This window comes from Serratia sp. HMSC15F11 (assembly GCF_001808215.1).
In the GTDB taxonomy this organism is placed as follows: Bacteria; Pseudomonadota; Gammaproteobacteria; order Enterobacterales; family Enterobacteriaceae; genus Serratia; species Serratia nevei.
In genome coordinates this window covers 67,164-84,148 of the sequence record NZ_KV792400.1, presented here as the reverse complement: position 1 = coordinate 84,148, position 16,985 = coordinate 67,164, and the positions used below count along the sequence as shown (strand labels likewise).

General features: G+C 61.6%; 16 protein-coding genes. 11 read left to right on the top strand and 5 right to left on the bottom strand.

Annotated features, from left to right (window positions below; genetic code table 11):
• Positions 1 to 19: 19 nt before the first annotated feature.
• Positions 20 to 763 (bottom strand): helix-turn-helix domain-containing protein, encoded by a 744-nt coding sequence (locus tag HMPREF3138_RS05100; protein WP_038873210.1) that lies wholly within the window; start codon positions 761 to 763, stop codon positions 20 to 22.
• Between the two features lie 96 nt (positions 764 to 859).
• Between HMPREF3138_RS05100 and HMPREF3138_RS05095 the strand changes: the two genes are divergently transcribed.
• From HMPREF3138_RS05095 to ppnP, 3 genes are all read left to right on the top strand, one after another.
• The gene (locus HMPREF3138_RS05095; protein WP_038873213.1) at positions 860 to 1,264 is read left to right on the top strand and encodes a nuclear transport factor 2 family protein; all 405 of its coding nucleotides are present in this window, start codon (positions 860 to 862) and stop codon (positions 1,262 to 1,264) included.
• A gap of 47 nt (positions 1,265 to 1,311) precedes the next feature.
• On the top strand, positions 1,312 to 1,512 hold the full coding sequence (locus tag HMPREF3138_RS05090) for a YaiA family protein (protein WP_004940491.1): 201 nt from the start codon (positions 1,312 to 1,314) through the stop codon (positions 1,510 to 1,512).
• A 272-nt stretch (positions 1,513 to 1,784) separates the two neighbouring features.
• Positions 1,785 to 2,075, top strand: coding sequence for a pyrimidine/purine nucleoside phosphorylase (ppnP, locus tag HMPREF3138_RS05085; protein ID WP_004940463.1), 291 nt, complete (start codon positions 1,785 to 1,787; stop codon positions 2,073 to 2,075).
• 65 nt (positions 2,076 to 2,140) lie between these two features.
• Here ppnP and rdgC read toward each other — a convergent pair whose 3' ends face one another.
• Positions 2,141 to 3,052 (bottom strand): recombination-associated protein RdgC, encoded by a 912-nt coding sequence (gene rdgC / locus HMPREF3138_RS05080; RefSeq protein ID WP_004940461.1) that lies wholly within the window; start codon positions 3,050 to 3,052, stop codon positions 2,141 to 2,143.
• Positions 3,053 to 3,268: 216 nt separating this feature from the next.
• On the opposite strand from rdgC, the gene mak reads away from it, so the two are divergent.
• The 3 genes from mak (at position 3,269) to HMPREF3138_RS05065 (ending at position 4,902) form a co-directional block, all read left to right on the top strand.
• Positions 3,269 to 4,183, top strand: coding sequence for a fructokinase (mak, locus tag HMPREF3138_RS05075; protein ID WP_038873216.1), 915 nt, complete (start codon positions 3,269 to 3,271; stop codon positions 4,181 to 4,183).
• A gap of 102 nt (positions 4,184 to 4,285) precedes the next feature.
• Positions 4,286 to 4,519: a type II toxin-antitoxin system Phd/YefM family antitoxin gene (locus HMPREF3138_RS05070; RefSeq protein ID WP_038873218.1), complete on the top strand. Its 234-nt coding sequence runs from the start codon at positions 4,286 to 4,288 to the stop codon at positions 4,517 to 4,519.
• Positions 4,516 to 4,902, top strand: a complete 387-nt coding sequence (locus HMPREF3138_RS05065) for a type II toxin-antitoxin system VapC family toxin (protein WP_038873221.1) — start codon at positions 4,516 to 4,518, stop codon at positions 4,900 to 4,902. Before HMPREF3138_RS05070 ends, HMPREF3138_RS05065 begins: the two co-directional genes overlap by 4 nt.
• Here the strand turns inward: HMPREF3138_RS05065 and licT are convergent.
• The 3 genes from licT to sbcD form a co-directional block, all read right to left on the bottom strand.
• Positions 4,899 to 5,747: a BglG family transcription antiterminator LicT gene (licT, locus tag HMPREF3138_RS05060; protein WP_038873223.1), complete on the bottom strand. Its 849-nt coding sequence runs from the start codon at positions 5,745 to 5,747 to the stop codon at positions 4,899 to 4,901. The two genes, HMPREF3138_RS05065 and licT, sit on opposite strands and share 4 nt — an antisense overlap.
• Before the next feature lie 231 nt (positions 5,748 to 5,978).
• Positions 5,979 to 9,230 carry an exonuclease subunit SbcC gene (gene sbcC, locus HMPREF3138_RS05055; RefSeq protein ID WP_038873228.1) on the bottom strand — a complete coding sequence of 1,084 codons (3,252 nt, stop codon included), beginning with the start codon at positions 9,228 to 9,230 and terminating at the stop codon, positions 5,979 to 5,981.
• Entirely contained in the window at positions 9,227 to 10,459 is a 1,233-nt protein-coding gene (sbcD, locus tag HMPREF3138_RS05050; RefSeq protein WP_038873231.1) for an exonuclease subunit SbcD, read from the bottom strand. Before sbcD ends, sbcC begins: the two co-directional genes overlap by 4 nt.
• Before the next feature lie 215 nt (positions 10,460 to 10,674).
• Between sbcD and phoB the strand changes: the two genes are divergently transcribed.
• From phoB to proY, 5 genes are all read left to right on the top strand, one after another.
• A complete protein-coding gene (phoB, locus tag HMPREF3138_RS05045; RefSeq protein WP_004940438.1) occupies positions 10,675 to 11,364 on the top strand; it encodes a phosphate response regulator transcription factor PhoB in 690 nt (229 codons plus the stop codon).
• Positions 11,365 to 11,388: 24 nt separating this feature from the next.
• Complete coding sequence (gene phoR, locus HMPREF3138_RS05040; RefSeq protein WP_038873234.1) at positions 11,389 to 12,705, top strand: phosphate regulon sensor histidine kinase PhoR; 1,317 nt, start codon at positions 11,389 to 11,391, stop codon at positions 12,703 to 12,705.
• Between the two features lie 14 nt (positions 12,706 to 12,719).
• Positions 12,720 to 13,682, top strand: coding sequence for a PstS family phosphate ABC transporter substrate-binding protein (locus HMPREF3138_RS05035; RefSeq protein WP_038873239.1), 963 nt, complete (start codon positions 12,720 to 12,722; stop codon positions 13,680 to 13,682).
• Positions 13,683 to 14,167: 485 nt separating this feature from the next.
• Positions 14,168 to 15,484, top strand: a complete 1,317-nt coding sequence (gene brnQ, locus HMPREF3138_RS05030; protein WP_038873241.1) for a branched-chain amino acid transport system II carrier protein — start codon at positions 14,168 to 14,170, stop codon at positions 15,482 to 15,484.
• A 73-nt stretch (positions 15,485 to 15,557) separates the two neighbouring features.
• On the top strand, positions 15,558 to 16,964 hold the full coding sequence (gene proY / locus HMPREF3138_RS05025) for a proline-specific permease ProY (RefSeq protein ID WP_019454218.1): 1,407 nt from the start codon (positions 15,558 to 15,560) through the stop codon (positions 16,962 to 16,964).
• Positions 16,965 to 16,985: the final 21 nt, after the last annotated feature.

The window sequence follows — 16,985 nt, the reverse complement described above, 5'->3', positions numbered from 1 at the left end:
GCACTGGGCGCCCGTTTTCTTATTCCGTTTGCCGAGCCGGCGCAAAGTACGCCCCGGGCGTGACGCCGAAGCGGCGGCGAAAGGCGGCGATATAGGCGCTGACGTTGTCATAGCCACAGGCGTCGGCCACCTTGCTGACCGTTTCCCCGCGTGATAATCCCTCCAGTGAACGCAATACCCGCGCCTGCTGGCGCCACAGCGCGAAGCTGATGCCGGCTTCCTGCAGAAAACGGCGGCTCAGGGTGCGCGGGCTGAGCCCGGCCCAGGCGGCCCAGTCGCACTGGCTGCGCGGGCTGGCGGGATCGTTCAGCAGCGCCCGGGCGATGTTCAGCAACCGGGCGTCCTGCGGCAGCGGCAATTGCAAAGGGGTGCGGCTTGCCGCGTGCATTTCGTCCAGCAGCACCTGCAGCAGCCGCCGTTGCGGCGCACTCAGCGGGCCGGCGGGGAACTGAGCGATGCGCTCCACCAGGGCCTGCAACAGCGCAGAGGCTGTGAACAGCTGCGGCTGCGGCGGCATCTCAGGCACGCTTTCCACCGGCAGATACAGACTCCAGCCCGCCACGTCGCCGCAGGCCAGCGCCTGATGGGCGCATCCCGGCGGCAGCCAGCCCAGCGTACCGCCGGCGATCGCCCATTGCCGGCCCGGGAGTTCCATGGCCAGCATGCCGCGCGTCAAGAGATAGATCTGGCCGCCTTCGTGCCGGTGCCAGGGCGTCAGGTGCTTTTTTTCATGCTGAAGGCGTTGGCTGCGGATCTGCGTCATGTTGGCCGTTTAACGTTATTGAAAGTCTTGATGTGGTTATTATGCCATCGCCTGGCCGGGATAGGATCGTCGTTCACCCTATTTCGGAGAAACATGATGACTCAACTTACCCCACTGGATCTGGTACTCGATACGCTGCAGCAGGTCGTCGCCAGCCCGGAGCACCGGCCGACGCAGCTCGCCGCCCGTTTCAGCGCAGACTACCGCCAGCAGGTGGATGGCAAGGTGCTGAACTTCGAGCAGTTTGAGCAACACATGGCGCTGCTGAAGCGGCAAACCTGCCGCATGACGCTGAGCGTGATCGCGGCGGCGGAGCAGGGCGAGGCGGTGCTGACCCACCATCTGGTTGAGCTGGAAAAGCGCGACGGTTCCTGCTGTCGCGTGCGGGTGCTGGCGCACTTCACCGTGCGTGAAGGCCGCATTTGTGCCTGCGACGAACTGACCGAGCTGTTGGCGGGCGCCCCTGGCGATCGCGATCTTGGCTCGCGCGTGTCGGAATGAGGGCGGCTGCTATACTTGCTACTGTGTGAAACACACGGGAGAACGGCATGCGCGAAAATGATCAACCTGCTTATCCACGGAGCGCCCGCGTCGTAGAGGTGTTTCGGGGCGACCCGAACCTGCATCTGCGCCGTTTTGAAGTGCGCACCGACGACATTGAGCCGAATACGCTGCTCAGTGAACATGAAACCGAGCAGGAAGCGCTCGACGCCAAGCATCGCTATGAGGACGAGGCGTTAGAGCTCTGACCTGCAGCCCGGCGGAAACCGGCGCCAGGCCGGTTTCCTGTTTATGGTTTGGAAACCGACGCCCTTGCCATTTTTCAGCGCGGATCTCGCCGCTTGCCCCGCCTTACGCTGCGCTCCGACTTTATTCCGCTATCCGCCCATTTGCCGGTAAGCGTCCCGGCCGCAGGTTTACCCTGCGTCGCGATCGCATTTCGCGCGAAAAACCAGTGACAGATCAACCGCAATCCCCCAATATGGATTTTCCATCAAGATGATTACGCGGGTGCCAGTCTATGCTGAAAGTGAATGAGTATTTTGCCGGAAAAGTGAAGTCTATCGGTTTTGACAGTAGCAGCATCGGTCTTACCAGCGTGGGCGTGATGGAAGAGGGGGAATACACCTTCTCCACCGCACAACCGGAAGAAATGACGGTGATCACCGGGGCGTTGAAAGTGCTGCTGCCGGGCGCGCCGGACTGGCAGGTGTTTACGCCGGGCGAGAAGTTCTTCGTGCCGGGGCACAGCGAATTCAACCTGCAGGTGGCCGACGCGACCGCCTATCTGTGCCGTTACCTGAGCAAATAAATTTTGTTCGTGAGGGGATCGCAGGGCTCAGCAGATGCTGGGCCCTGGTCGTTTCTGCGGCGGGATTAACGCTGGGCTTCGCCGCCGAGCGCTTCGATGGTGTTTTTGATCAACGCCGCCAGCTCGCTGGTCATCAGGATAAAGTCGGCGTCAAAGCGCTGAGCGAAGTCATCGCGATCGATATCGTCATTCTGCTCGCGCAGCGTGTCAGCGAACTTCAGGCGCTTGAGCGAGCCGTCGTCCGACAGCATCAGCTGAATGCGCTCCTGCCAATCCACCGCCAGTTTGGTCACCAGCTTGCCGGCTTCGATATGCACCGCGATTTCGTCGCTGATCAGATTCTGTTTCTTGCAGCGGATCACGCCGCCTTCTTCCAGAATCGCTTTCAGTTCCGCTTCATCCTGAATGGCGAAGCCGGCCGGCATCTCGCCGGAACGCACCCATTCGGTCAGCGTCAGTTCGATCGGGCTTTCCATGGTCAGCGGCACCACCGGCAGCGAGCCGAGGCTCTTGCGCAGCAGCGCCAGCGTATCTTCGGCGCGTTTGGCGCTGGCGGCATCGACCATGATCAGATCGTTGACGGTGTCTATCCACATGAAGGTCTGATTGAAGCGGCTGAACGCGCGCGGCAGCAGGCTGTGCAGCACTTCGTCCTTCAGCGCGTCTTTCTCGGTTTTCTTCAGTTTGCGGTGTTGTTCCGCCTCCAGGCGCTCAATCTTGGCCTGCAGCTCTTGCTTGATGACCGGCGACGGCAAGATTTTCTCTTCCTTGCGCGCGCAGATGACGATCTGGCCGTTGACCGCGTGCGTCAGCGCATCGCTGTGCGAGCCCATCGGGGAGACCCAGCCGGTCTTCGCCATGTCCTGGCTGCCGCACGGCGTGAAGGCGAACGCGCTGAGTTGTTTTTCCATTTCATCCGCGTTTAACGCCACTTCGCGGCTCAAACGGTAAACCATCAAATTCTTAAACCACAGCATAATGTTATCCCTGGCTGGGCGTGCGTTCGGCACGCTGATTCGTCAAAAGCAGGGCGGCATGATAACGAATTGACGCTGAAAAATCGCCCCATTCTCTCCGAATTGCGTCGCCGTACGCGGCGGAAAAGGCCTGGCCGGGGAGAGGGAAACAGGTGATTCATCCGCGCGCTTACATTAGGCTGTGGCAACGCTGCGCTGCATCGAGGAGAAAAAAACGTGCGTATTGGCATCGATTTGGGCGGGACAAAAATTGAAGTGATTGCGTTGGCGGACGACGGGCGGGAGCTGTTCCGCCATCGTATCGCCACGCCGCGCCATGACTACGGGCAAACCCTGGCGGCGATCGCCGGGCTGGTGAAACTGGCGGAAGATCATACCGGTGAACAGGGATCGGTCGGGATCGGCATTCCCGGCACGCTGTCGCCGTTTACCGGGCGGGTGAAAAACGCCAACTCGGTATGGCTCAACGGCCAACCGTTGGACAAGGATCTGTCGGCGCTGTTGGCGCGCGAGGTGCGTATCGCCAACGACGCCAACTGCCTGGCGGTGTCGGAAGCCACCGACGGCGCCGGCGCCGGCGCGCAAACCGTGTTTGCGGTCATTATCGGCACCGGCTGCGGCGCCGGCGTGGCGCTGAACGGCCAGGCGCATTCCGGCGGCAACGGCATCGCCGGCGAATGGGGCCACAATCCGCTGCCGTGGCAGGATGACGATGAGCTGCGTTACGCCCGCGAAGTGCCGTGCTACTGCGGCAAGCCGGGCTGCATCGAAACCTTTATTTCCGGCACCGGTTTCGCCACCGACTATGCGCGCCTGAGCGGCAGCGTGCTGCAAGGGCACGAGATCATGGCGCTGAGTGAGCGGGGCGATGCGCTGGCGGAGCAGGCGATCGTGCGCTACGAAATGCGGCTGGCGAAAGCGTTGGCGCACGTGATCAACATTCTGGATCCGGACGTGGTGGTGCTCGGCGGCGGCATGAGCAACGTGGATCGCCTGTACCGCACGGTGCCTGAAAGGGTGAAAGGTTGGGTATTTGGCGGCGAGTGTGAAACGCCGATCCGCAAGGCGGTTCACGGCGACTCCAGCGGCGTACGCGGTGCGGCCTGGCTGTGGCCGCAACAGCAGCGCTAAGCGTTGCAACAAAGCGCGAGCCTGCTCGCGCTTTAAACGACTCACTGTACAAAAACTGGACGGCGCTTTATGCTTTAGCTAACTTAGCTAAGGAGGACGCGTATGGCAATTCAGGCCAATATGCACGAAGCCAAATCCAATCTGAGCCAGCTGGCGGACAGAGCCGCGGAGGGAGAAACCGTGATTATTGCAAAAGCAGGGAAGCCGTACGTACAGTTGGTCGCCATCCAGGGCGAAGCGCGCCGCCCCGGTGCCGCCAAAGGCAAGTTCACCGTGCCGGCGGATTTCAACGCGGGGGATGCGGTCATTGCGGCGCTGTTTGAGGGCGATGAATGAAGCGTCTGCTGCTGGATACCCACACATTGCTGTGGTGGCTGATTGATGACGCCTGCCTGGGCGCGAACGCCAAAAGGCAGATCGCCGATCCGGGCAATGCGGTGTACGTCAGCGCGGCCAGCATTTGGGAGATCTCGATCAAACAGGCGCTGGGCAAGCTGGCGCTGCCGGAAGACATCTTTGCGATCATCGAGGCCGAAGATTTTCTGGCGCTGCCGATGGACGCCTTTCACTGCCAACAGGCCGGGCAGCTGCCACCCTATCATCAGGATCCTTTCGATCGCATGCTGATCGCACAGGCGCAGGCCGAGGGGCTCACGCTGATCTCCGCCGACGCGGTGTTTCCGCAGTACGGCGTGCGGGTGGCGGACGCCCGCCGTTAAGCCGGTTTTTCCTCGCTTTCGCTGCGCACCCGTTCGATATGAATGGTCAGGAACATCATCTCTTCCGTGGTGAGCTGATGCTGATAGTGCTTTTCGATGTGGCGGTTGATCTTGCCGGCGCAGGCGAATGACTCACGGTATTTCTCTTTCACTACCTGATACAGCGAGTCGTCGTCGCTGTCGACGTAGTTTTTCCCCAGCAGGCGCTGGGCGAAGAATTTCAAATGGGTGACGAAACGGTGGTAGCTCAGGGCTTCCTCGTTGTAATCAAAGCGGAAGTGGTATTTGACCAGGTTGAGGATCTCTTGCATCACGCGGGTGATGTGCAGCGTATTGTGCATCTCGTCGTTAAGCTGGGCGTTGACCAGGTGCAGGGCGATAAATCCGGCTTCATCTTCCGGCAACGCGGTATTCAGCCGTTGGGCGATCAGGGCCAGCGCCTCCAGGCCGACGGCGAACTCGGCCGGATAGAGCTTTTTAATCTCCCACAGCAACGCATTTTTGATATCCAACCCTTCCGCGTGGCGCTGCAGAGCGAAATGGATGTGGTCGGTCAGCGTGATGTAGACGATGTTATGCAACTTGCCCGGCAGCCGTTCGCGGGCGAGGGTAATAATCTTGTCGGCGGTGGTGACGCAGGCCAGCGGGATCTCGGAGAGCAGCTCTTTATAACGCTCGGCGATTTCGCCGCCGTTATGGGTGAACACCTTTTCGATCAGGCTTTCGTCCAGCGTGTCGCCGGGCTTCTTTTTAAAGCCGATTCCTTTTCCCATTACCACCGTCTCTTCCTGACGGTCGTCCAGCGTAATCACCACGTTATTATTGAGTATTTTAGCGATTTTCATGGTCTTTCCCGGTGTTTCAGCATCCTGAAAACGAAAAAACCTGACGCCCGGAAGCGATCCCGGGCGTCAGGTTTTGCCTGTATTTTATGTTTCTGTCCTGCGGCCTGAGCGGCGGAGGGGATACAGTAACAATCCTGTTATGCCTGCATAATAACCCGTGCTCGCCGCGGCTCAACGCTTTTCACCGCGGAGTGCCGCCGCGGTCACACTTCTGTGCCGCGCACGGCGGGATCATTCCAGCCTGAAGTGCGCCTCCAGCCGGCTGACGCCGAGCCCATTGACCTTTTTCACTTTGATCTGCACCGGAATGCGCTCTTTCATCGCCTCGACGTGGCTGATCACGCCAATGGTTTTACCGGAAGCATTCAGGCTGTCCAGTGCATCCAGCGCGGTATCGAGGGTTTCGGCGTCCAGCGTGCCGAAGCCTTCGTCGAGGAACAGCGAGTCGATGCTGGTTTTGTGGCTGACCAGATCGGACAACGCCAGCGCCAGCGCCAGGCTGACCAGGAAGCTCTCGCCGCCGGACAGGGTACGGGTATCGCGCAGCGCGTCGGCCTGCCAGGTGTCCACCACCTGCAGCTCCAGCGCGTCGCTGGTTTTGCGCTGCAGCAGGTAGCGCCCGTGCAGCCGGCCGAGCTGAAGGTTGGCCAGATAAACCAGATGATCGAGCGTCAGCCCCTGCGCGAAGCGGCGGAACTTGTCGCCTTCTTTCGAGCCGATCAGCTGGTTGAGGTAGCTCCAGTCGTCGTAGTCTTGCTGGCTGCGGGCGATTTGCTCGAACAGCGCCTGTTGATTGAGACGGCGGGCGGCGTCGCTTTCCAGCTGGTTGCGCAGCTCGCCCTGGCTCAGCTGCAGCGCCTTCAACTGCTGTGCCAGCTCGGCCAGCGATTGGGTGAGTGCGTCGAGATCCGCGTTGGCTTCATCCGTCCCTTCCGGGCGGTTCTGCCGATGCTGCTCCAGCGTTTGCGTCGCCTGAGCCAGCAGGGCCGCAGCCTCTACCTGCCGCTGTTGCAGCTGCTCTTTGCGCTGCTGCAATTCGCGGCGCAGGGCGTCGTCCAGCAGCGCGGCGGCGAAGGCAGTTTCATCGGCGAATTCGCTGTCGGCCAGCGCCAGCTGCCATTGCTGCTCCGCCTGTTGCAGCCGTTCCTGCATTTGGGCGTGCTGTTGTTGCAACCCGGCCTGCTGGCCGGCCAGGCGCTCGCGCAGTTCCTGCGCCTTTTGCCACTGCTCGGCGGCCTGTAAGCTGGCCTGTTCACAGGCGGTTTGTTTGGCGCGCAGCTGTTCCCGCACCTCGGCGACTCGCTGTTCGCCAAACAGTGCCAGCCGCTGCGCGCGCCGCTCGGCGAGGGTCTTCTCGCCTTCCTGCCAGCGTTGAAGCAGGTCTTGCTGCTGTTGCAGGCTGTCGGCGTGGGTTTTCTGCAGCAGCGTAAAGCGCTCTTCGAGCAACGCCAGCTGTTGCTGCGCCTGTTGCTGCTGCGTTTGCAGAGCGGCGAGCGCGTCTTTTGCCTGTTGTACCGCCTGCGCCGCCTGTTCATGCTGCTGCAGTGCGTGCTGCCCGTGCCGCTCTTCGTCGTCGCAGCCGCTCAGCCAGGCGCTGAGTTGCTCGCCCTCCGCCAGGGTAAAGTCGAATGCCAGCGGCGCGCTGAGCTGCTGCCACTGCTGCTGTTGGGCAGCCAGCTGCTGCTCATCCTGCGCGATAGCCTGCTGCTGGCGTTGCTGCTGCTCTTGCAGGCCTTCACAGCGGGTGCGCAGCTCGGTGCCCTGGGTTTGCAGTTTCTCGGCGAGGGTGCGCATCTCAACCAAGCGTTGTTCCGTCGCCGAAGGCTGCACCGCCTGATATTGCTCCACCGCCGGGTGGCTGGTGGAGCCGCACAGCGGGCAGGGTGCGCCGCTCTGCAACAGGGCGCGCTCCGCTTCCAGACTGACGATGCGTTTTTCCAGCTCGTGGATCCGCTCCACTTCCTGCAGCTGCGCCTTGTGCTGTTTGAATTGCTGACGCGCGTTCTCCAGCTGGTGTTGCAGCCCGGCGAGCTGCGTTTGCCGCTCGGCGTGCTCCGCCTGTTGCCGGGCCAGACGCTCGCGGGTCTGACGGTAAAGAGAAGCGAGCGTAAATAACTGCTGGCGCGTCGGGCGCAGATCCGCCAGGGCGCTCAGGCGCTGGCGCAGCGGGGCCAGCGGGGTTTGTGCCTCCAGCACCTGCTGCCGTTGCCGTTGAGCGGCCAGCGCTTCGATCAGCGCGTTCAACTGCTGCTGATGCTGTGCGGCCTGCGCCGTCAGCTGGCTGCGCTGGGCGGTGAGCTGCTCCAGTGCGGTCTGCTGCTGGGCGCACTGCTGCGCGGCGGCATCGCCGGCCTGTCGCCGCTCGGCCTGCGTCGACTGCAGTTGGGCGATCTGATGGTCGAGCGGGGCGACCTGGTCATCGATCAGCTGTTGCTGTTGCCGCATATGCTCGGCATGGGCTTGCTGCGCCAGACGGGCCTTTTCCACCGCCTGCTGCAGCGGCGCCAGCTGCGCCGAGTGCTGCTCCTGTTGCTGCGTCAGCTGGGCTGCCTGCTGTTGTATCGTCTGCAGCTCGGCGCGGCAGCGATCGCGTTCGCCGCGCAGCGGCCGCAATTTCTCGGCCGGTTCGCTCAGCGCCAGCCGCTGCAGCTGCGGGGCGGCCTCGGCCTGCTCGCGCAGGGCGGTTTCCAGCCGCCGTTGCCCCTCGTTTTGCTGTTGCTGGAGGCGCTGCCATTGCTGCAGCCAGCTCAGCGCCTGTTGCTGTTGCTGGGTTTGCTTGCCGAGAGCGCTTTCCTGCGCGCTCAGCGCCGTCAGCCGTTCCGTCAGGGAGTGGCGCTGTTCATCGTTCAGCAGCTCGATGCCGCTGGCGCGCTGGTGCAACGCATCCAGGTCAGTTTTGGCCTGCTTGTGGGATTCGAACACCTGTTCGGACAGCCGCCCGTAGATTTCGGTGCCGGTCAGCTCTTCCAACAGCTCGGCGCGATCGTTGGCGTCGGCGTTGAGGAACGCGGCGAACTGCCCCTGAGACAGCATCATCGATTTGGTGAAGCGGCCGAAGTCCAGCCCGGTGATGGCCGCGGTGATCTCCAGCTTATCGCGCACTTTATCCGCCAGGATCTTGCCGTCCTCGCGGCGCGCCAGTTCGACCTTCGGCGCCTGCAGATTGCCGTCCGGCGCGTTTTTGGCGCGGCGCTGGCTCCAGAAGGCGCGATAGCCGACGCCCTTGACCTCGAATTCGACCTCCGCCAGCGATTCGGCGGTGTGGCGGGTCATCAGTTCATTCTGGCTCGGCGTGACGTTGAGACGCGGCGTCTGGTGGTACAGCGCCAGGCAGATGGCGTCCAGCAGGGTGGTTTTGCCCGCGCCGGTCGGGCCGGTAATGGCGAACAGGCCGTTGCTGGCGAACGGCTCGGCGGTGAAGTCAATTTTCCACTCGCCCTGCAGCGAGTTGAGGTTTTTTAACCGCAGGCTGAGGATCTTCATGGGTGGGTCTCCTCAGGATTGTGCTGCACCGCATCGACCACCTGGCGGAACAGTTGATGCATCCGCCGTTGGCGCGCTTCGGGCATGTCGGCCTCCTGCGCCAGGCGCCGTTCGAACACCTCGTTGACGCTCAGCTCGTTCAGCGTTTCCTTGTCCTGCTGCGCGATCGCCTGGCGGCGTTGCTCTTTGCTGCGCCGCAGCAGCACCACTTCCACCGGCAGCTCATCCGCCATCAGCTGGATACGGCGCTGGATATCGCTGAGGTAGTCCTGCGTTGCCACTTCGATATCCAGCCACACCGGCAGCTCGCCGGCATAGTCGGCAAATTGCTGCAGCTGCCGTTCGATTTCGGCCAAATCGCCTTTGATCAGCTGCATGGGCTGGAACTGCGGGATCGTTAACGCTTCTACCTGCTGCAGGGTGCCGTCGGCGAAATCCACCAGGAAGACGCTTTTGGCTTTGCCCAGTTCATCGAAGCTGAGCGGAATCGGTGAACCGCTATAGCGAATATGTTCCGACTTGGCGACGTTTTGCGCGCGGTGAATGTGGCCCAGCGCGATGTAATCGGCAGGGGGGAAGGCCTGCGCCGGGAAGGCATCGAGGGTGCCGATATAGATGTCGCGCACCGAGTCGGAGGTGGTGACGCCGACGGTGGTCAGGTGGCCGGTGGCGACGATCGGCAGCGGCAGGCCCAGCCGCTCGCGGCGTTCACAGGCCGCCTGATACAGCGCTTGGTAATGTTCGGCGATGGCTTCCTGCAGCGCCTGCTGTTTCTGCGCGCCGGATTCGCCGGCGCGGCTGGTGAGCAGATCGCGCGGCCGCAGAAAAGGAATGGCGCACAGCACGGCGCCCGGCTGGCCGTCGCGCCGGTTAAGCACCACGATCTGCTGCTCAAGGGAGCCCTGCGCGCTCGCGATCACCGTGGTGTTCAGGCAAGAGAGCAGTTCCCGCGATTCGTTCAGCGTCGCTACCGAGTCGTGGTTGCCGCCCAACACCACCAGCTGGCAGCCGGTGCGCTGCAGTTCCACCACGAAGCGGTTGTACAGCTCACGGGCGTAGCTGGGCGGCGAACCGGTATCGAACAGATCCCCGGCGACGATCAGCGCATCCACCTGCTGCTGCTCGATCTGTTCGATCAGCCAGTTCAGAAAAGCCTGGTGCTCGGCGGCGCGGCTTTTGGTGAAAAAGTACTGGCCAAGATGCCAGTCAGAGGTGTGGATTAGGCGCATGACACTCCCGGATGCAAAGGTAATGGCGATGATTATAAAGGCCGCGGCTGCGGCTGTCCCGGCGCAATGGCGACGACTACGGAATGATTTTTCTTTGCGCCGGGAAATAATCGCTATGCTTACTGCCTATAACAGCCGCTTTTTTTCATAAAAGTGTCACAAAACTGACGCATAATGGCGCCCGCAAAGTCGCTAACACATTGGCAGGATTGACGATGGCAAGACGCATACTGGTGGTGGAAGACGAAGCGCCGATCCGTGAGATGGTGTGCTTTGTGTTGGAACAGAATGGTTACCAACCGTTGGAAGCCGAGGATTATGACAGCGCCGTGACGCGCCTGTCTGAGCCGTTCCCTGATTTGGTGTTGCTCGACTGGATGTTGCCCGGCGGTTCCGGCATTCAGTTTATCAAACATATGAAGCGCGAAGCGCTGACCCGCGATATTCCGGTCATGATGCTGACCGCGCGCGGCGAAGAGGAAGACCGCGTGCGCGGCCTGGAAGTGGGGGCGGATGATTATATCACCAAGCCGTTCTCGCCCAAGGAGCTGGTGGCGCGCATCAAGGCGGTCATGCGCCGCATTTCACCGATGGCGGTGGAAGAAGTGATTGAAATGCAAGGGCTGAGCCTGGATCCGTCCTCCCACCGCGTGATGGCTAACGATCAGGCGTTGGACATGGGGCCGACCGAGTTCAAGCTGCTGCACTTCTTTATGACCCACCCAGAGCGGGTTTATAGCCGTGAGCAGTTGCTTAATCACGTCTGGGGCACTAACGTTTATGTGGAAGACCGTACCGTTGACGTGCATATCCGTCGGCTCCGCAAGGCGTTAGAAACCAGTGGGCATGATAAAATGGTTCAAACCGTTCGGGGCACCGGCTACCGGTTCTCAACGCGCTACTGATCGCGCCGCGCTGGAGAATATGCCGTGTTAGAACGTCTGTCGTGGAAGAGGCTGGCTCTGGAGCTGGCTCTTTTTTGTCTGCCCGCCTTACTGCTGGGGCTGATTTTCGGTTATCTGCCCTGGTTCCTGCTGGCCTCCGCGCTGGCTGCGCTGGTGTGGAATTTCTACAACCAGCTCAAACTCTCCCATTGGCTGTGGATCGACCGCAGCATGACGCCGCCGCCCGGCCGCTGGAGCTGGGAGCCGCTGTTCTATGGCCTGTATCAGATGCAGCAGCGCAATCGCCGCCGCCGGCGCGAGCTGGCGCTGCTGATCAAGCGCTTTCGCAGCGGGGCCGAATCGCTGCCTGATGCGGTGGTGATGACCACCGTCGAAGGCAATATCTTCTGGTGCAACGGGCTGGCGCAGCATCTGCTCGGCTTTCGCTGGCCGGAAGACAACGGCCAGCACATCCTCAACCTGCTGCGCTATCCGGAATTCAGCCACTACCTGCAACAGCAGGAGTTCTCGCGCCCGCTGACGCTGCAGCTGAACAACGAACACTACGTCGAATTCCGCGTAATGCCTTACTCCGAAGGGCAGCTGCTGATGGTGGCGCGCGACGTCACCCAGATGCGCCAGCTGGAGGGCGCGCGGCGCAACTTCTTTGCCAACGTCAGCCATGAGCTGCGCACGCCGCTGACGGTGCTGCAGGGCTACCTGGAGATGATGGGCGACGAAGAGCAGGACGGCTCGCTGCGCAGCAAGGCGCTCGGCACCATGCAAGAGCAGACCCGCCGGATGGACGGGCTGGTCAAGCAGCTGCTGACGCTGTCGCGCATCGAGGCAGCGCCCAATGTCGACATGAACGAGCGGGTGGATATTCCGCTGATGCTGCGGGTGTTGCAGCGCGAGGCGCAATCGCTGAGCGGCGGCAATCACGAGATCAGCTTCCGGGTGAACGAACAGCTCAACGTGTTCGGCAATGAAGACCAGTTGCGCAGCGCGGTGTCTAACCTGGTGTACAACGCGGTTAACCACACGCCGAAGGGCACCCATATCGAAGTGAGCTGGCAGCAGACGGCGCACGGCGCGCAGTTCCAGGTCAGCGACAACGGGCCGGGCATCGCCGCCGAACACCTTCCGCGCCTGACCGAGCGTTTTTACCGCGTCGACAAGGCCCGTTCGCGCCAAACCGGCGGCAGCGGGCTGGGGCTGGCGATCGTCAAACACGCGCTCAGCCATCACGACGCGCGGCTGGAGATCCTCAGCGAGCCGGGGATCGGCACGCGCTTTATCTTTACCTTACCCAACCGGTTGATTGTTCCCGCCGCTTTATCAGAGAATGCGGTGAAAAATTAACGCGAGACACCGGTATGACCCGAATAACCCGAGGGCTGTTGCTTTGCCTGGCGCTGCTGGCCGGACGCGGCGCGCTGGCGCAGCCCGAAGGCATGCTGGCGGGCAACCTGTCCAGCGTCGGTTCCGACACTCTGGCGAATCTGATGGCGCTGTGGGCGCAGGATTTCAGCCAGCATTACCCCAACGTTAACCTGCAGATCCAGGCCGCCGGCTCCTCTACCGCGCCGACCGCGTTGGCGGCGGGCGCCGCGCAGCTGGGCCCGATGAGCCGGCCGATGAAGGCGGCCGAGGTTTCGGCGTTCGAACACCGTTACGGCTATGCGCCGCTGGCGGTGCCGGTGGCGGTGGATGCGCTGGTGGTATTGGTGCATCAGGATAACCCGCTGCGCGGCCTCAATTTGCAGCAGCTCGATCGCATTTTCTCCGCCACCCGGCGCTGCGGTGAAAGCAAACCGCTGACGCGCTGGGGCGAGCTGGGGCTCAGCGGCGACTGGGCAACGCGCTCGCTGCAGCGCTTCGGCCGCAACTCGGCGTCCGGTACCTACGGCTATTTCAAACTGCGCGCGCTGTGCGGCGGCGATTTTATGCCGCGCGTCAATGAGCTGCCCGGCTCAGCTTCGGTGGTGCAGGCAGTGGCCGGTTCGCTCAACGGCATCGGCTATGCCAGCATCGGCTTTCGCGCCAGCGGTGTGCGGCTGCTGCCGTTGGCGGAGTCGGGAGAGGACTATGTCGCACCTACCGCCGCCAACGTGCGTAACGATCGCTACCCGCTGTCGCGCTATCTCTATATCTATATCAACAAAGCCCCCAATCAACCGCTCGAACCGCTGACCGCCGCGTTCCTCGACCGCGTGCTGTCGACCGCAGGGCAGAGCCTGGTCAATCACGACGGCTATCTGCCGCTGCCGCCGGCCGCCCTGCAGAAGACCCGCCAGGCGCTCGGCTTGCAGCCGCTCGCGTCGGCCACGGTGCAATAAGCGGCAAAAAACGGCGTAATTTTCGCCTTTTTTCACGGCCAAACGGAGCTTATGCCACGCGAAAACCGGGCATTTATTGGCGTTTTCGCGCGGTAAAGTGATATATGCTTCACGTTTCGTGAATCTGTTGTTCAAAAATGATACAAATCATGTAGTGTATATTTATTGATAGCCAATATGATCGACTGGTGGTAAAAGTTTATATGGTCGATAGTTCTGCTTTTCGCCGTGCGCCTTGCCTTGAAGCGCTATAAACGTTTACCTTAGCCTTCGTTGTCGGATTAAACCTCCATTTTTATAACTCCTAAAATTTTGCCCATCTTCATGAGCGGCCACTTTCGAATAGGGACATAAACGCCGGATCTATTGCGTTTAGGGTGCTTATTTGGCGCTGCAACGATCGGGCATGCCGGCAACCGGGTGGGGCGTCACGCCACCACGCTATCGGACACTATTTTTCATTTGAACAGGCAACACGACATCGTATGAGTCATCGTTTAACGTCAAAAGATATCCTGGCACTGGGCTTTATGACCTTTGCCTTATTCGTCGGGGCCGGGAACATCATCTTCCCGCCGATGGTCGGCTTGCAGTCCGGTGAACACGTCTGGACCGCGGCGCTGGGCTTCCTGATCACCGCCGTCGGTCTGCCGGTCATCACCGTCATCGCGCTGGCGCGCGTCGGCGGCGGCATCGACGCCCTCAGCTCACCGATCGGCCGTGGCGCCGGCCTGTTGCTGGCGACCGTCTGCTACCTGGCCGTCGGCCCGCTGTTTGCCACGCCGCGTACCGCTACCGTGTCCTTTGAAGTAGGCATCGCCCCGCTGACCGGCGACGGCGCCATGCCGCTGTTCATCTACAGCCTGGTGTACTTCGCGCTGGTGATCGGCATCTCCCTGTATCCGGGCCGCCTGCTCGACACCGTCGGCCACGTGCTGGCACCGCTGAAGATTGTGGCGCTGGCCGTATTGGGCATCGCCGCGCTGCTGTGGCCTGCCGGCGCGCCGATCCCGGCGACGGCGGCTTACCAGAGCGTGCCTTTCTCCTCCGGCTTCGTTAACGGCTATCTGACCATGGATACGCTGGGCGCGCTGGTATTCGGCATCGTTATCGTCAACGCGGCGCGCTCGCGCGGCGTGAAAGACGCCGGTCTGTTGACCCGTTACACCATTCTGGCCGGTTTGATTGCCGGCGTGGGCCTGACGCTGGTTTACCTGAGCCTGTTCAAGCTGGGCTCCGGCAGCGGCGCGTTGGTGCCTGACGCCACCAACGGTGCGGTGATCCTGCACGCTTACGTTCAGAACACCTTCGGCGGCCTGGGCAGCTTCTTCCTGGCGGCGCTGATCTTCATCGCCTGTATGGTAACCGCGGTCGGCCTGACCTGCGCCTGCGCCGAGTTCTTCGCGCAATACCTGCCGTTCTCGTACAAGACGCTGGTGTTTATCCTGGGCCTGTTCTCGATGGTGGTGTCCAACCTCGGCCTGAGCCACCTGATTCAGATTTCCATTCCGGTGCTGACCGCGATTTACCCGCCGTGCATCGTGCTGGTGGTGCTGAGCTTCACCCTGCGTTGGTGGCACAGCGCGCCGCGCATCATCGCGCCGGTGATGCTTGTCAGCCTGTTGTTTGGTATCCTTGACGCGGTGAAAGCCTCCAGTTTCCAGCAGCTGCTGCCGGCCTGGACCACTCACCTGCCGCTGGCGGAGCAGGGGCTGGCATGGTTGCCGCCTTCGCTGCTGATGCTGGTGCTGGTCGCGATTTATGATCGGGTGTGTACGCGTTCCCAAGTGACCGCGCACTGATAATCCCCCGGCTTAATCCAGGGCCACGGACATGTCCGTGGCTTTTTTACGTTTAAAACTATGGGTCATCTTCATGCAACAACAGTCACCCACCACGGCCCCCGACAATAAGCTGAAACGCGGCCTCAGTACGCGTCATATCCGCTTTATGGCGCTGGGATCGGCCATCGGCACCGGGTTGTTCTACGGCTCGGCGGACGCCATCAAAATGGCCGGCCCGAGCGTGCTGCTGGCTTACCTGATCGGCGGCATCGTGGCCTTTATCATCATGCGCGCACTGGGGGAGATGTCGGTCAACAACCCGCAGGCCAGCTCGTTTTCCCGCTACGCGCAGGACTACCTCGGCCCGATGGCGGGTTACATCACCGGCTGGACCTACTGCTTTGAAATCCTGATCGTCGCCATCGCCGACGTGACCGCCTTCGGCATCTATATGGGGGTCTGGTTCCCTGAAGTGCCGCACTGGATCTGGGTGCTGAGCGTGGTGCTGATCATCGGCGCCATCAACCTGATGAGCGTCAAGGTATTCGGCGAGCTGGAGTTCTGGTTCTCGTTCTTCAAGGTCGCCACCATCATCATCATGATCGCGGCCGGCATCGGCATCATCATCTGGGGCATCGGCAACGGCGGGCAACCGACCGGCATTCATAACCTGTGGTCGAACGGCGGCTTCTTCAGCAACGGCTTTATCGGCATGATCCTGTCGCTGCAGCTGGTGATGTTCGCTTACGGCGGCATTGAAATCATCGGCATCACCGCCGGCGAAGCCAAAGATCCGAAAAAATCGATTCCGAAGGCCATCAACTCGGTGCCGTGGCGCATTCTGGTGTTCTACGTCGGCACGCTGTTCGTCATCATGTCTATCTACCCGTGGAACCAGGTGGGCACCAACGGCAGCCCGTTCGTGCTGACCTTCCAGCATATGGGCATCACCGTGGCGGCAGGCATTCTCAACTTCGTGGTGATCACCGCTTCGCTGTCGGCGATCAACAGCGACGTGTTCGGCGTCGGCCGCATGCTGCACGGCATGGCCGAGCAGGGCCACGCGCCGAAGATGTTCAGCAAGGTGTCGAAACGCGGCATTCCCTGGGTGACGGTGGTGGTGATGATGCTGGCGCTGCTGCTGGCGGTATATCTCAACTACATCATGCCGGAGAGCGTGTTCCTGGTGATCGCGTCCCTGGCGACCTTCGCCACCGTGTGGGTGTGGATCATGATCCTGTTCTCCCAAATCGCCTTCCGCCGCAGCCTGAGCAAAGAGCAGGTGAAGCAGCTGGCGTTCCCGCTGCGCGGTGGGGTGTTCACCTCGGTGGTGGCGATCGTGTTCCTGGTGTTCATCATCGGCCTGATCGGCTACTTCCCGACCACGCGCGTCTCGCTGTACGCCGGCCTGGTCTGGGTGGTATTGCTGCTGGCGGGATACTGGTTCAAGGTCAACCATCAGAAAAAACGCGCGCCGTTGGCGACGCAGCAAGACTAAATGGAAAAACACCGGCTGAGG